The following is a 13,416-nucleotide window of genomic DNA, read 5'->3' as shown; positions in this document are numbered from 1 at the left end:
AAGTAAGTTTTGCAACGCGACGCTGCGAGACCAGGGGCATCACCGCCGCCGGGTGCATAGACTCGCGTGGCACCCCGAGGAGGAGCGATGGACGACGAGCGGCGACAGCCGAGGCCGAGGGCGGCGACCCTCGTGCGCCGCCGCGAGATCCTCGACGCGGCCGTCGACATCTTCGGCGCCAAGGGGTTCTCGGGCGGCACCCTGCAGGACATCGCCGACCAGGTCGGCATGACGCACGCGGGGATCCTGCACCACTTCGGCTCGAAGGACCAGCTGCTGCTCGCGGTGCTCGAGCACCGCGACCGCACCGACGTCGCCGACTTCGAGGGGCAGCACATGCCCGACGGCATCGAGCTCTTCCGCCACCTCGTCTCGACCGCGATCGCGAACGCCGATCGCGCGGGCATCGTGCAGGCCTACGCGGTGCTCTCCGCCGAGTCGGTGACCGACGACAACCCGGGGCGCGAGTACTTCGAGGGGCGCTACCGCACCCTGCGCCTCGAGATCGACGCGGCCTTCCGCCGCGTGTGCGCCGAGCGGGGGGTCGAGCAGCCCGGCGCCGTCGACCACGCAGCGGCCGCGATCCTCGCCGTCATGGACGGCCTCCAGGTGCAGTGGCTGCTCTCGCCCCGCGACGTCGACCTCGCGGGCGCCACCGAGTTCGCGATCGAGGCGATCGTCGCCGCGGTGCTCGCGCCCCGGCCCTCGGCCCTCGCGGGCTGACGTCGACCCTGCCCGGGCCGCGACCGGATCGCGGTAGGTTCGCGGTCGGGCGCGCGGACGCGCCCGGGATCGAGGGGATCGTGATCGAGGAGCGCTACGTCGCCGACGCCGGCCGCTACGACGCCGCAGGCGCCGTCTACCGCCGCGCGGGCCGCAGCGGCATCCGGCTGCCGGCGCTGTCGCTGGGGCTGTGGCAGAACTTCGGGCAGACGACGACGATGGATCGCCAGCGCGGCATCCTGCGCCGCGCCTTCGACCTCGGCATCACGCACTTCGACCTCGCCAACAACTACGGCCCGCCCTACGGCGCCGCCGAGGAGTGCTTCGGCGAGCACCTCGCGCGCGACCTCGGCCGCTACCGCGACGAGCTGGTGATCTCGTCGAAGGCCGGCTACGACATGTGGCCGGGCCCCTACGGCGACGGCGGCTCGCGCAAGTACCTGTTCTCGTCGCTCGACCGGAGCCTCGCCCGCATGGGCCTCGACCACGTCGACGTCTTCTACCACCACCGGCCCGACCCCGAGACGCCCATCGAGGAGACGATGGGGGCGCTCGCCGACATCGTGCGCTCCGGCCGCGCCCGCTACGCCGCGATCTCCAACTACTCGGCCGAGCAGACCGACGCGGCGGCGGCCGCGATCGCCGACGCGGGCGGCAGCCTGCTGCTGCACCAGCCGCGCTACTCGATGCTCGACCGCCACGTCGAGCACGGGCTGCTCCACACCGTCGGCCGGCTGGGGATGGGCATGGTCGTCTTCTCGCCGCTCGCGCAGGGCCTCCTGACCGACCGCTACCTCGACGGCGTGCCCGAGGGGTCCCGCGCGACGCACTCGCGGTACCTCTCCGAGGGCGACGTGACGGAGGCGACGGTGGCGATCGCGCGCGACCTCGACGCGATCGCGAAGGGCCGCGGGCAGAGCCTCGCGCAGCTCGCGCTCGCGTGGGTGCTGCGCGACGAGCGCGTCACCTCGGCGATCGTCGGAGCGAGCAGCGTCGAGCAGCTGGAGGCGAACGTCGCGGCGCTCGCGGCCGGCCCGCTCGAGCAGGGCGAGCTCGACGCGATCGACGCCGCGCTCGCGCGGGCCTAGGCGCTCGGGCGCGCGCGCCTGGCGAGCAGCACGATCGCCACGCCGAGCCCCGCCACCGCGAGGCCCGCGAGCCCGAGCGGCGGCAGCGGCACGCCGAAGACGAGCAGCACCCAGAGCATCGTCGTCGGCGGGGTGAGGTAGAGCAGCGTCGAGACGAAGGTCGCGCCGTGCGAGCGCGTGACGGTGACGTAGAGCCCGTAGCCGCCGATGCTCGCGAGCACCACGAGCCACAGCACGGCACCCCACTGCTCGGGCGTCGCCGGGGGAGCGGCGTGCCCGCGCAGGAGGGCGACGAGCATGAGCGCGGCGCCGGCGACGAGCGATTGCACGGTCACGGTCTGGAGCAGGTCGTCCTGCGCGGCCCAGCGGCGCTGCAGCACCGTACCGGTGCCCAGGCACAGCACGCCCGCGAAGGGCACGAGGTACGCCCACCACGGCGCCGCGCTCGTGCCGAGCCGGCTCGAGACGACGAGGGCCACGCCCGCGAGCCCGAGCGCCATGCCCAGCCAGGTCCACCGCGACGCGCGCTCGCCGAGCAGCCGTCCGGCGACCGTGGCGACGAGCAGCGGCTGCAGGGCCGCGATGAGCGCGGCCGTGCCGCCGTCGACCCCGAGCCGCACGCCCTCGAAGACCGCGAGCAGGTAGCAGGCCTGGCTCAGGAGGCCGATGGCACCCTGGCGCAGCCAGCTCGCGCGGCCGGGCCAGGGCCGCCGGAGCACGAGCATGGCGGCGACGAGGATGCCGGCGAGCACGACGAAGCGCCATGCGAGCACCGTGATGGGCTCGCCGTCCGCCCGGTGCGCGAGCTCGGCGCCGACGAAGCCCGAGCTCCAGGTGATCACGAGCCCGACCGAGGCGACCGCGATCGCGGCAGGGCCGAGGCGGGCGGCGGAGGCGTCAGGCATCGGCTCCGATCATGGCAGGCGACGTGCCAGGGGCCGGCACGCGTCGCGCGCCGGCCCCTGGCGGTGCCTGCGGTCCGGGCCTCGCGCGGAGGCGCTGGTCGGGGTTCAGGTCTCGACGGCGAGGATGGGCTCGGTCGTCGGCTGCTCCGAGCCGCCCGCCGGCTCCACCGTGATGCCCACGACGGCACCCTGGTCGAGCTCGCCCTCGAGCACGAACGCCGTGCTCGCGCCCTCGGCCGAGAAGGTGCCGGCGCTGTGCGGGCCGGCGCCGTCGATGTACCAGGCCTGGTAGACGCTGCCCTCGGGCGCGTCGCCGAGTCCCTCGAAGAGCACGGCCGAGCGGCCTTCGCTCGCCGCCCACACGACCGTCGCGACGGTGCCGTCGGCCATCGCCACCTCGGCCCGCTCCGCGTCGGGCGCGGCCTCGATCGCCTGCACGGCGGCGGCCTCGTCGTCGCGGCCGAGCGAGGTGCCGACGGCCACGCCGCCGGCGATCACGACCGCCGCGGCCGCCACCGCGACCACGGTGCGGATCGGGCTCCAGCGCGCGCGGGCGCGGCGCTCGGCGGGGCCGACGCTCGCGACCGCGGGCACCTCGACCTCGTCGGGAGCGCCGCCGACCGCGCGCTCGTGGCGCTCGTCGTCCTCGAGCGGCGAGCCGCCGGGGTGCAGCGCCGTGACCCGGGCGTCCTCGGCGGGCAGCTGCGGGGTGCGCTGGATCGCGTCGAGCACGCTCGCGCGCAGGAACGGCGAGGGCGTGGCCTCGTCGCTCGCGAGCCGCGACGCAGTCTCGCGCAGCGCCTCGGCCTCGGCGCGCGCCTCCGGCGAGGCCTGGGCCTCGAACCGGATGCGGTCTGCCGCGTCGAGCGCGTCGAGCGCGTAGGCCGCGGCGAGGTCGTCGATCGACTGCTGGTCGTCGTTGCTCATGCCGTCACCCCCAGGATCCCGCGGAGACGGATCATCCCGTCCCGCAGCCTCGTCTTCACCGTGCCGAGCGGCGCCCCGAGTCGCTCGGCGATCTCCGTCTGCGTCAACCCGCCGAAGTAGGCGAGCTCGATCGCCTGCCGCTGCGCGGCGGGCAGCGCCTCGAGCGCCTGCCGGGCGCGGGCCGCGTCGAGCGAGATCTCCGCGCGCTCGGACACGTCGTCCACGGGCACCGCGAGGTCGCGCTCGCCGATGCGCTGGTCGCGATCGCGCTGCGCCTGCGAGGCGCGGACGCGGTCGACGGCACGGGCGTGCGCGATCTGCAGCAGCCAGCTCATGGCCGCGCCGCGCTCCGGGTCGAAGCGACGCGCGTTGCGCCAGGCCTCCAAGAAGACCTCCTGGGCGACCTCCTCGGCCTGCGCGCGATCCACCAGGATGCGCAGCACGAGGCCGAACACGCGCGACGAGGTCGCGTCGTAGAGCTCCGCGAAGGCACGCTGGTCGCCCTGCGCAGCGCGCGTGAGGCACTGCTCGATGTCGACGTCCACGGTCCTGAGTATCGCAGGCCCGCGGAGCAGGGCTGCGGAGGTCATGCCGGTGGTTCGGCACCTTCGCCCCGACGGATTGGTCGAGGAGGCGATCGCGCCGCGCGAGCGCCGCGTCCGCGCACGCGAGCCGTCCCAGGAGGCGGGGTCGGGTCGTCCTGGAGCGCGGATTGGGGCGTCGGAGCGGCGAGCCGGTAGACTCGGGCGGTGGTCCGCCCTCTGACGGCGGATGCCGCGCGCCCGCGCGCCGGCCGTGCGCCGTCCGAGGCGCGCGAGGGCTCTGCCCCGCACATCGACGAATCCAGGAGACCATCCCGTGAAGACCACGGTCGACAAGATCGAGAACACGCGCACGAAGCTCACCATCGCGGTCGAGCCCGAGGAGCTGCGTCCCGCGCTGGACGAGGCGTACAAGGCGGTCGCCGAGCAGATCAGCGTCCCCGGCTTCCGCAAGGGCAAGGTCCCCGCGGCGATCATCGACCAGCGCGTCGGCCGCGAGGAGATCCTCAACCAGGCCGTCTCGTCGCGCATCGACGACTTCTACCGCCAGGGCGTCGCCGAGTCCGGCATCCGCCCGCTCGGCCGTCCGACGGCCGACGTCACCGCGTGGCCCGAGATCAAGGACTGGTCCGGCGACCTCGTCCTCGAGATCGAGGTCGACGTGCGCCCCGACTTCGAGCTCCCCTCGGTCGAGGGCCGCACCATCACCGTCGACGCGATCGCGGTCGACGACGAGGCCGTCGCCAAGGAGCTCGACGAGCTCCGCGCGCGCTTCGGCACGCTCGTCACCGTCGAGCGCCCCGCCGCGAAGGGCGACTTCGTGCAGCTCGACCTCACGGCCGCGATCGACGGCGAGCCCGTCGACACCGCGAACGGCATCTCCTACGAGGTCGGCTCGGGCGAGCTCATCGACGGCATCGACGAGGCCGTCGAGTCGCTCACCGCGGGCGAGGAGACCACCTTCACCTCGACGCTCGTCGGCGGCGACCACGCCGGCAAGGACGCCGAGGTCACGGTCGTCGTGCAGTCGGTCAAGGAGCGCGAGCTCCCCGAGGCCGACGACGACTTCGCGCAGATGGCCAGCCAGTTCGACACGATCGACGAGCTGAAGGCCGACCTCGCCGAGTCCGTCGCGCGCTCCGGCCGCCTCGGCCAGGCCGAGCAGGCCCGCCAGAAGCTGCAGGACGAGCTCATCGAGGCCGCCGAGATCGAGGTGCCCTCGGGCGTCGTCGAGGACGAGGTCACCCGGCACCTCGAGGCCGAGAACCGCGCGGGCGACGAGGAGCACGGCGCCGAGGTCCGCGAGGAGACGCAGAAGCTCCTCAAGCAGCAGATGCTCTTCGACCGCTTCGCGGAGGAGGAGGGCCTCGAGGTCACGCAGCAGGAGCTGACGCAGATCATCGTGCAGCAGGCCGCGCAGTACGGCATGGCGCCGCAGGAGCTCGTCAACGCGCTCGAGGCCAACGGCCAGCTCCCGCAGCTGCTCGCCGACATCCTCCGCGGCAAGACGCTCTCGACGCTGCTCGGCCGGGTCACGGTCGTCGACGACAAGGGCGAGGCGGTCGACCTGAGCGACTTCCTCCCGAAGGACGAGGCCGACGAGGACGACATCGAGGCCGCCGTCCGCGACGCCGAGGCGAAGCTCGCCGCGCAGCAGCAGGACTGATCGTCGCATCGCGCTGAGGGGGTCGGGCATCGCGCCCGGCCCCCTTCCGCACGCCCGCCGCGCGAGCCCGCGCAGGGCCCGCGGGGCGACCGCGACGCGGGCCTCCGCCTGCGGCGAACAGCGCCGCGGGCGGCCCTCGCGCTCGCATAGGCTCGGGACGAACCGAGAGAAGGAGGCCACCAGTGGCTGAACCCGTCTTCGCGCCGTCGGTCTTCGACCGGCTCCTGCGCGATCGCATCATCTGGCTCGGCGAGGAGGTCCGCGACGAGAACGCGAACGAGATCTGCGCCAAGATCCTCCTGCTCGCCGCCGAGGACCCGAACAAGGACATCTACCTCTACATCAACTCGCCCGGCGGCTCGATCACGGCCGGCATGGCGATCTATGACACGATGCAGTTCGTGCCGAACGACATCGTCACCGTCGGCATCGGCATGGCGGCCTCGATGGGCCAGCTCCTGCTGACCGCGGGCACCGAGGGCAAGCGCTACATCACGCCGAACGCGCGCGTGCTGCTGCACCAGCCCCACGGCGGCTTCGGCGGCACGTCGAGCGACATCCAGACGCAGGCGCAGCTCATCCTCGACATGAAGAAGCGCCTCGCCGAGATCACGGCCTCCCGCACCGGCAAGTCGGTCGAGCAGGTGAACGCCGACGGCGACCGCGACCGCTGGTTCACGGCGCAGGAGGCGCTCGAGTACGGCTTCGTCGACCACGTCCGCGAGTCGGCGACCGACGTGACGGGCGGCGGCGGCACGGACCAGGACGGCACGGCAGGCGAGGAGCAGCACTGATGGAGACCCCCACGTTCCAGGCGGGCGGCAGCGCCCTGCAGATGCCCGGCTCGCGCTACATCCTGCCGAGCTTCGAGGAGCGCACGGCCTACGGCTTCAAGCGCCAGGACCCGTACGCGAAGCTCTTCGAGGACCGCATCATCTTCCTCGGCGTGCAGGTGGACGACGCCTCGGCGGACGACATCATGGCCCAGCTCCTCGTGCTCGAGAGCCAGGATCCGGACCGCGACATCGTCATGTACATCAACTCGCCCGGCGGCTCGTTCACGGCCATGACGGCGATCTACGACACGATGCAGTACATCCGTCCCGCGGTGCAGACCGTGTGCCTCGGCCAGGCGGCCTCGGCCGCTGCGGTGCTGCTCGCGGCGGGCGAGCCCGGCAAGCGCCTCGCGCTGCCGAACGCGCGCATCCTCATCCACCAGCCGGCGACCTCGGACGCCGCGCGCGGCCAGGCCTCGGACATCGAGATCCAGGCGCGCGAGGTGCTGCGGATGCGCGAGTGGCTCGAGCAGACGCTGTCGAACCACTCGAAGAAGGGGGTCGAGCAGGTGTCGAAGGACATCGAGCGCGACACCTTCCTCTCGGCGCAGGAGGCCCTCGACTACGGCCTCATCGACCAGGTGCTCTCGAGCCGCAAGTCGGCGCCGCAGCTGCTCGGCTGAGCCGCGACGACGACGGAGGCCCGCATCCCCTCGGGGGTGCGGGCCTCCGTCGTGCGCGCGGGGCGCGGGCGGGCGCTCAGCGCTCGCGGCGGCGGCCCTTGTTGACGGTGTAGGCGATGAGGGCGAGCACCGCGAGCATCGCGAGCACGCCGACGGCGATGAAGGGGAAGGCGCCGCCCTCGTCGGCGCCCTGCGCTGCGGGGTCGGCGGCGTCGGTCGCCGCGGGCGCGTCGTCGGAGGTCGCGCCCGGGGGAGCGGGCTCGGCCGCCGCCTCGGTCTCGGTCGCCTCCGCCGGCTCGGTGGCCGCGGCCTCGCCGCACACGGGCGCCTCGGCGAGGCCCGCAGGCCCGGCCTCGCCCTCGTAGGTGAAGGCGATGGTGTCGGAGACGGGGTGCCCGTCGGCCGAGACGACCTGGTAGGTGAGCTCGTACTCGCCCGGGGCGCCGAGCTCGACCGGCATCGAGACGGTGTCGCCCTCGACGCTCGCGCAGCCGTCGCCGTAGAAGGCGCCGGAGGCGTCGGTGACCTGGAGCGCGTTCGAGCCGCCGCCGGGCACGTCGAGGATCTCCTCGTTCATCGTGACGCTGACGGTGCCGGGCTGCGCGGCGAGCGCGTCGCCCTCGGCGGGCGTCGAGCCGATGACGGAGGCGTGGGCGGGGAGGAGGACGGCGACGAGGGCCGCCGCGACGGCGAGCTGCATGAGGCCAGGCTATCGAGCGATCCTGTGGCTCGCGGCGTGCCCGCCCGTCCTGTCGGCGGCTCGGTCTAGGCTTCTTCGCACGGGCGCGACCCCGCGTCCTCGAGGTCTGGAGGGCTGCCATGGCACGACTGGGGGAGAGCGGCGACCTGCTCAAGTGCTCCTTCTGCGGCAAGAGCCAGAAGCAGGTGCAGCAGCTGATCGCGGGTCCCGCGGTCTACATCTGCGACGAGTGCGTCGAACTCTGCAACGAGATCATCGAGGAGCGGATGGCCGAGGCCGGCGAGGCCGCGCCGCAGGAGGGCTTCACGCTGCCCAAGCCGCGCGAGATCTTCGACTTCCTCGAGGAGTACGTCGTGGGGCAGGAGAGCGCCAAGCGCTCGCTCGCCGTCGCCGTGTACAACCACTACAAGCGCATCGCGGCCGCCCAGCAGCTCGAGCCCGCCGACCGCGCCGCCGACGGCGTCGAGATCCAGAAGTCGAACATCCTCATGGTGGGGCCCACGGGCTGCGGCAAGTCGTACCTCGCCTCGACCCTCGCGAAGCAGCTCAACGTGCCCTTCGCCGTCGCCGACGCGACCGCCCTCACGGAGGCCGGCTACGTGGGCGAGGACGTCGAGAACATCCTCCTCAAGCTCATCCAGGCGGCCGACTACGACGTCAAGCGCGCCGAGACCGGCATCATCTTCATCGACGAGATCGACAAGGTCGCGCGGAAGGCCGAGAACCCCTCGATCACGCGCGACGTCTCGGGCGAGGGCGTGCAGCAGGCGCTGCTGAAGATCCTCGAGGGCACGGTCGCGTCGGTGCCGCCCCAGGGCGGGCGCAAGCACCCGAACTCCGAGTTCATCCAGATCGACACCTCGAACGTGCTCTTCATCGTCGCCGGGGCCTTCGCGGGCCTCGAGGACATCGTGGCCAACCGCGCGGGCAAGCGCGGCATCGGCTTCGGCGCCCCGATCGCCTCGCTGAAGCCCGACCTCGACGTCTTCGAGGACGTGCTGCCCGAGGACCTCCACAAGTTCGGCCTCATCCCCGAGTTCATCGGCCGCCTGCCGGTCATCGCCACGGTCTCGCCGCTCGATCGCCCCGCGCTCGTCGAGATCCTCTCCGAGCCGCGCAACGCGCTCGTGAAGCAGTACCAGCGCATCTTCGAGATCGACGGCGTCAAGCTCGACTTCGAGCACGAGGCGCTCGAGGCGATCGCCGACCTCGCGGTCGAGCGGAAGACCGGCGCTCGCGGCCTGCGCGCGATCCTCGAGACGGTGCTCGCGCCCGTCATGTTCGAGGTGCCCTCGCGCGAGGGCGTCGAGCGGGTCATCGTGACGAAGGAGTCGGTCTCGGGTGCCGAGTCGCCCGTCATCCTCACCGCCGACGACATCCAGGAGCTCTCCGCCTGAGCTGCGCCCCGTCGGGCGGCGGTCCGCCCGGATTGCGCGGAGGAGGTAGGTAAGGCTAGCCTTACCTCTGTGACCTCCACCCTCGCGCTGCACGCGACCGACGTGAGCCTCGACCACGGCCGCACGCGCGTCGTGCACGGCGCGTCGATCGCGCTGGCCCCGGGCTCGGTCACGGCCCTCGTGGGGCCGAACGGCTCGGGCAAGTCGACGCTGCTGCGGGGCCTGACGGCGCTGCACCGCCCCGCCTCCGGCCGGGTCGTCTTCGCCGACGGCGCCGAGACCGCGGGGCTCGGCGAGCGCGAGCTCGCCCGCCGCATCGCGCTGCTGTCGCAGTCCCACCCCGACCCCTCGGGCGTCACCGTGCGCGAGGTCGTCGCCTACGGGCGCTTCGCGCACCGCGGCCGCTTCCGCGCGGCCGACGCCGAGGGCGAGGCCGCCATCGACCGGGCCATGGCCGCGACGGGCGTCGACGGGCTCGCCGACCGCGCGGTGTCGCAGCTCTCCGGCGGCCAGCGCCAGCGCGTGTGGCTCGCGACCTGCCTCGCGCAGGAGACCGGCGTCGTGCTGCTCGACGAGCCCACGACCTACCTCGACCTCCGCTACCAGCTCGAGATCCTCGAGATCGTGCACGACCTCGCCGCGCAGGGCGTCGCCGTGGGCATCGTGCTCCACGACCTCGAGCAGGCGGCCGAGGTCGCCGACCGCGTCGTGCTCCTCGTCGGCGGCCGCATCGTCGCGGACGGCACCCCCGAGGAGGTCCTCACGCCCGAGCGGCTCAGCCAGGCCTACGAGGTCGACGTCGTCGTCGAGCCCGCGGCCGACGGCCTCCGCATCCGGCCCCGGCGCACGCGGCGCCGCGAGCCCGTCGTCTCGCGCGTCGCCTGACGCGCAGCTCCGAGGTCCGAGCGCTCCGTCGCGCCCGGACGCCCCAGGAAGGAACCCCCATGCCCACCAAGCGAACCCTGCTCGCCGGAGCCGCGGTCGTCACCGCGCTCGCGCTCGCGGCCTGCGGCACGACCGAGGCGCCCGCCGAGTCCGAGTCCGCGGCGCCCGCGGGCGAGGCCGTCACGATCACCGACGCCCGCGGCGTCGAGGTCGAGATCCCCGCCGGCGTCGAGGACGTCGTCGCGCTCGAGTGGGTCGTGGTCGAGCACCTCCAGACCGTCGGCATCGAGCCCGTGGGCGTCGCCGACGTCGCCGGCTACGCCGACTGGTCGGGCACCGGCGCGCCGCTCGAGGGCGAGCCCACCGACGTGGGCCTCCGCGGCGAGCCCTCGGTCGACGCGATCGCGGCGCTCGCGCCCGACCTCATCATCGGCGTGGCGGGCTTCGGCGAGGAGGCCCTCGCCGACCTCGAGTCGATCGCGCCCGTGATGGCGCTCGCCGCCGCCGACGCGAGCGCCCCGATCGACACCATGGAGGGCGACCTCCGCATGGTCGGCGAGGCCACGGGCCGCGCCGACGCCGCCGAGACGGCGATCACCGACTTCCGCGCGCACCTCGACGAGGTCGCGGCGCGCGTCGAGGATGCGGGCCTCACCGGCACGATGCTCGCGCAGATGGACGGCTACGAGAACGGCGGCCAGGTCGAGATCCGCCCCTACGCCGACGGCGCGCTGCTGCCCGCGATCTTCGAGGAGATCGGCTTCGAGAACGCCTGGTCGGGCGAGGGCGACCCGCAGTACGGCCTCGGCCAGACCGACGTCGAGGGCCTCACGGCGCTGCCCGACGACGCGCACATCGTCTACATGACGGTCGGCGACCGCGACGTCTTCACGCAGGAGCTCGCCGACAACGCGATCTGGACCGGCCTGCCCGCGGTCGAGGCCGGCCGCGTGCACCGCCTGCCCGACGGCATCTGGCTGTTCGGCGGCGTCCAGTCGATGGCGGCGTACGCCGACGCCGTCGTGGACGCGCTCGCGCCCACGCCGTGACCTCGGTGCGACAGGGAGGGCTCGCGCTCGGCGCGGCCCTCCTCGTCGTGCTGGTCGGGCTCTCGGCGTGGCACGTCACGCAGGGCACGACGCAGCTCGGGGTGCAGGAGCTGCTCGCCTGGCTCGGCGGGCACGGCGGCGACGAGGCGATCATCCTCGACTCGCGGCTGCCGCGCATCGCCGCGGCCCTCGTGGTCGGGCTCGCGCTCGGCGCGGCCGGCTACGCGATGCAGACCCTGACGGGCAACCCGCTCGCCTCGCCCGACACGCTCGCGGTGAACGGCGGCGCGGGCCTCGCGGTCGCGCTCGCGGCCGTGCTCGGCATCTCGCTGCCCGGCATCGGCGGCGCGGGCCTCGCGTTCGTCGGCGGCCTCGCGGCCGCGCTCGTCGTCGTCGCGATCGGACGCGGCCGCGGCTCGACGACGCAGATGGTGCTCGTCGGCACGGCGCTCGCGCTCGCGCTGCAGTCGGTCGTCACTGTCACGATCATCCTCAACCAGGAGGAGACCTCCGGCCTCTTCGCGTGGGGCGTGGGACGCCTCTCGCAGAACGGCATGCAGACGGTCGCGCAGGTCGCGCCGATCGTGCTGCTCGGCCTCGTGGCGCTGCTGCTGCTCGGCCGCAGGCTCGACGTGCTCGCGCTCGGCGAGGACACCGCGACCGCGCTCGGCGTCGCCGTCGGCAGGCTCCGGGTCGGCACGCTCGTCGCCTCCGTCGCCCTCGCGGCCTCGGCGGTCGCGATCGCCGGCCCGATCGGCTTCGTGGGCCTCGCCGCACCCATCGTCGTGCGGCTCATCACCGCGCGCATGCGGGGCACGACGCGGCACGTCGCGGCGATCCCGCTCGCAGCGCTCACGGGCGCCGTGCTCGTCGTCGGCTCCGACGTGCTGCTGCGCGCGGTGCTCGGCGGCATCGGCGCGCTCGACGTGCCGACCGGCGTCGTCACGAGCCTCATCGGCGCGGCCTGCATCGTCGTCCTCGCCCGCACGCTCGCGGGCGCGGACGAGACCGAGACCATGACGGTGCTCGGGGAGCGCACGCTCGCGCGCCGCAGCTGGCCGCCGATCGCCATCGCGGCGGTCGTGCTCGTGGCGCTCACGATCGGGGCGGTGCTGCTGGGCGACCGGATGCTGCTGCTCGGCGACGTCGCCAACTGGCTCGCGGGCCGGGCGGGCGATGCGGTGCGGGTGACGCTCGACACCCGGACGCCCCGGGTGGTCGCGGCCGTGCTCGCGGGCATCGCGCTCGCGCTCGCGGGCGCGCTCGTGCAGGCGGTGGCGCGCAACGCGCTCGCCGAGCCGTACCTGCTCGGCGTCGCGGGCGGCGCGGGCGTCGGCGCCGTGAGCGTCATCACGATCGCGAGCGCGGCGGGCTCCTGGGCGATCGCCTCGGGCGCGCTGCTCGGCGGCGCGGTCGTCGGCGCCGCCGTGCTCCTGCTCGTCGGGGTGCGCCGGCTCGGCACGCTGCGGCTCGTGCTCACGGGCCTCGCGCTCTCGGCCGCGACCGCCGCGATCACGAGCCTGCTCATCGTCGTCACTGACCCCTGGAACGGCGCGAAGGCGATCGTGTGGCTCGCGGGCTCCACCTACGGGCGGAACCTCGACGACACGATCCCGGTCGCGATCGCCATCGCGGTCGCGATCGTGATGCTCGTCTGGATGCACCGCGACCTCGACCTCGTGCAGCTCGACGAGTCGACGCCGCGGCTGCTCGGGGTCCGGCTGCAGCCGGTGCAGGCGGTGACGCTCGTGCTGGCGATCGTGCTGACCTCGACCGCGGTCGCCGCGATCGGCGTGGTCGCCTTCGTGGGGCTCGTCGCGCCGCACGCGGCGCGCGCGATCGTCGGCGCGCGGCACCGGGTGCTGCTGCCGCTCGCCGCGATGCTCGGCGGCACGCTCACGCTGCTCGCCGACACGCTGGGCCGCACGCTCATCGCGCCGGCACAGCTGCCCGCGGGCATCATGACGGCGCTCGTCGGCATCCCGTACTTCATCTGGCTCGTGCGGCAGGCGGGCCGCGCCCGCTGACGACGAGGGCCCCGGGGCAGCGCCCCGGGGCCCTCGAACGACCGTCGC

Annotated in this window: 13 protein-coding genes; 9 read left to right on the top strand and 4 right to left on the bottom strand. The window is 74.0% G+C overall.

The genetic code is table 11. From position 1 onward, the window contains the following. Positions 1-87 precede the first annotated feature (87 nt). Both OVA14_RS12670 and OVA14_RS12665 read left to right on the top strand, forming a co-directional pair. Positions 88-723: a TetR/AcrR family transcriptional regulator gene (locus OVA14_RS12670; protein WP_267504190.1), complete on the top strand. Its 636-nt coding sequence runs from the start codon at positions 88-90 to the stop codon at positions 721-723. A 77-nt stretch (positions 724-800) separates the two neighbouring features. After that, the gene (locus OVA14_RS12665) at positions 801-1,811 is read left to right on the top strand and encodes an aldo/keto reductase (RefSeq protein ID WP_267505594.1); all 1,011 of its coding nucleotides are present in this window, start codon (positions 801-803) and stop codon (positions 1,809-1,811) included. Here OVA14_RS12665 and OVA14_RS12660 read toward each other — a convergent pair. From OVA14_RS12660 to sigK, 3 genes are all read right to left on the bottom strand, one after another. Next, positions 1,808-2,716 carry a DMT family transporter gene (locus OVA14_RS12660; protein ID WP_267504189.1) on the bottom strand — a complete coding sequence of 303 codons (909 nt, stop codon included), beginning with the start codon at positions 2,714-2,716 and terminating at the stop codon, positions 1,808-1,810. The two genes, OVA14_RS12665 and OVA14_RS12660, sit on opposite strands and share 4 nt — an antisense overlap. Before the next feature lie 105 nt (positions 2,717-2,821). Further along, positions 2,822-3,643, bottom strand: a complete 822-nt coding sequence (locus OVA14_RS12655) for an anti-sigma factor (RefSeq protein ID WP_267504188.1) — start codon at positions 3,641-3,643, stop codon at positions 2,822-2,824. Further along, on the bottom strand, positions 3,640-4,233 hold the full coding sequence (gene sigK, locus OVA14_RS12650; RefSeq protein ID WP_420710595.1) for an ECF RNA polymerase sigma factor SigK: 594 nt from the start codon (positions 4,231-4,233) through the stop codon (positions 3,640-3,642). The genes OVA14_RS12655 and sigK overlap by 4 nt, the downstream gene beginning before the upstream one ends. Before the next feature lie 268 nt (positions 4,234-4,501). Here sigK and tig point away from each other — a divergent pair, with 268 nt between their 5' ends. The 3 genes from tig (at position 4,502) to OVA14_RS12635 (ending at position 7,310) form a co-directional block, all read left to right on the top strand. Further along, positions 4,502-5,851, top strand: coding sequence for a trigger factor (gene tig / locus OVA14_RS12645; RefSeq protein WP_267504186.1), 1,350 nt, complete (start codon positions 4,502-4,504; stop codon positions 5,849-5,851). 182 nt (positions 5,852-6,033) lie between these two features. Then, positions 6,034-6,645 carry an ATP-dependent Clp protease proteolytic subunit gene (locus OVA14_RS12640; protein WP_267504185.1) on the top strand — a complete coding sequence of 204 codons (612 nt, stop codon included), beginning with the start codon at positions 6,034-6,036 and terminating at the stop codon, positions 6,643-6,645. Beyond that, positions 6,645-7,310: an ATP-dependent Clp protease proteolytic subunit gene (locus tag OVA14_RS12635; RefSeq protein WP_267504184.1), complete on the top strand. Its 666-nt coding sequence runs from the start codon at positions 6,645-6,647 to the stop codon at positions 7,308-7,310. Before OVA14_RS12640 ends, OVA14_RS12635 begins: the two co-directional genes overlap by 1 nt. A gap of 76 nt (positions 7,311-7,386) precedes the next feature. Here the strand turns inward: OVA14_RS12635 and OVA14_RS12630 are convergent, their stop codons facing one another. Then, the gene (locus OVA14_RS12630; protein WP_267504183.1) at positions 7,387-8,010 is read right to left on the bottom strand and encodes a copper resistance CopC family protein; all 624 of its coding nucleotides are present in this window, start codon (positions 8,008-8,010) and stop codon (positions 7,387-7,389) included. A gap of 119 nt (positions 8,011-8,129) precedes the next feature. On the opposite strand from OVA14_RS12630, the gene clpX reads away from it, so the two are divergent. The 4 genes from clpX (at position 8,130) to OVA14_RS12610 (ending at position 13,368) form a co-directional block, all read left to right on the top strand. Then, positions 8,130-9,407 (top strand): ATP-dependent Clp protease ATP-binding subunit ClpX, encoded by a 1,278-nt coding sequence (gene clpX, locus OVA14_RS12625; protein WP_267504182.1) that lies wholly within the window; start codon positions 8,130-8,132, stop codon positions 9,405-9,407. A gap of 69 nt (positions 9,408-9,476) precedes the next feature. Further along, positions 9,477-10,292: an ABC transporter ATP-binding protein gene (locus tag OVA14_RS12620; RefSeq protein ID WP_267504181.1), complete on the top strand. Its 816-nt coding sequence runs from the start codon at positions 9,477-9,479 to the stop codon at positions 10,290-10,292. Positions 10,293-10,351: 59 nt separating this feature from the next. Next, the gene (locus OVA14_RS12615) at positions 10,352-11,341 is read left to right on the top strand and encodes an iron-siderophore ABC transporter substrate-binding protein (protein ID WP_267504180.1); all 990 of its coding nucleotides are present in this window, start codon (positions 10,352-10,354) and stop codon (positions 11,339-11,341) included. Then, positions 11,338-13,368, top strand: a complete 2,031-nt coding sequence (locus OVA14_RS12610; RefSeq protein ID WP_267504179.1) for an iron ABC transporter permease — start codon at positions 11,338-11,340, stop codon at positions 13,366-13,368. Before OVA14_RS12615 ends, OVA14_RS12610 begins: the two co-directional genes overlap by 4 nt. Positions 13,369-13,416: the final 48 nt, after the last annotated feature.

The organism is Agrococcus sp. SL85 (assembly GCF_026625845.1).
In the GTDB taxonomy this organism is placed as follows: domain Bacteria; phylum Actinomycetota; class Actinomycetes; order Actinomycetales; family Microbacteriaceae; genus Agrococcus.
The sequence above is the reverse complement of the archived record's forward strand: the minus strand, read 5'-3'. Positions and strand labels throughout refer to the sequence as shown.

What these genes read in the sequence shown, in the direction of transcription:
- OVA14_RS12655 (WP_267504188.1), bottom strand. Translation starts at nt 3,643, where the DNA reads ATGAGCAACGACGACCAGCAGTCGATCGACGACCTCGCCGCGGCCTAC.
- OVA14_RS12670 (WP_267504190.1), top strand. Translation starts at nt 88, where the DNA reads ATGGACGACGAGCGGCGACAGCCGAGGCCGAGGGCGGCGACCCTCGTG.
- clpX (WP_267504182.1), top strand. Translation starts at nt 8,130, where the DNA reads ATGGCACGACTGGGGGAGAGCGGCGACCTGCTCAAGTGCTCCTTCTGC.
- OVA14_RS12615 (WP_267504180.1), top strand. Translation starts at nt 10,352, where the DNA reads ATGCCCACCAAGCGAACCCTGCTCGCCGGAGCCGCGGTCGTCACCGCG.
- sigK (WP_420710595.1), bottom strand. Translation starts at nt 4,233, where the DNA reads ATGACCTCCGCAGCCCTGCTCCGCGGGCCTGCGATACTCAGGACCGTG.
- OVA14_RS12660 (WP_267504189.1), bottom strand. Translation starts at nt 2,716, where the DNA reads ATGCCTGACGCCTCCGCCGCCCGCCTCGGCCCTGCCGCGATCGCGGTC.
- OVA14_RS12635 (WP_267504184.1), top strand. Translation starts at nt 6,645, where the DNA reads ATGGAGACCCCCACGTTCCAGGCGGGCGGCAGCGCCCTGCAGATGCCC.
- OVA14_RS12630 (WP_267504183.1), bottom strand. Translation starts at nt 8,010, where the DNA reads ATGCAGCTCGCCGTCGCGGCGGCCCTCGTCGCCGTCCTCCTCCCCGCC.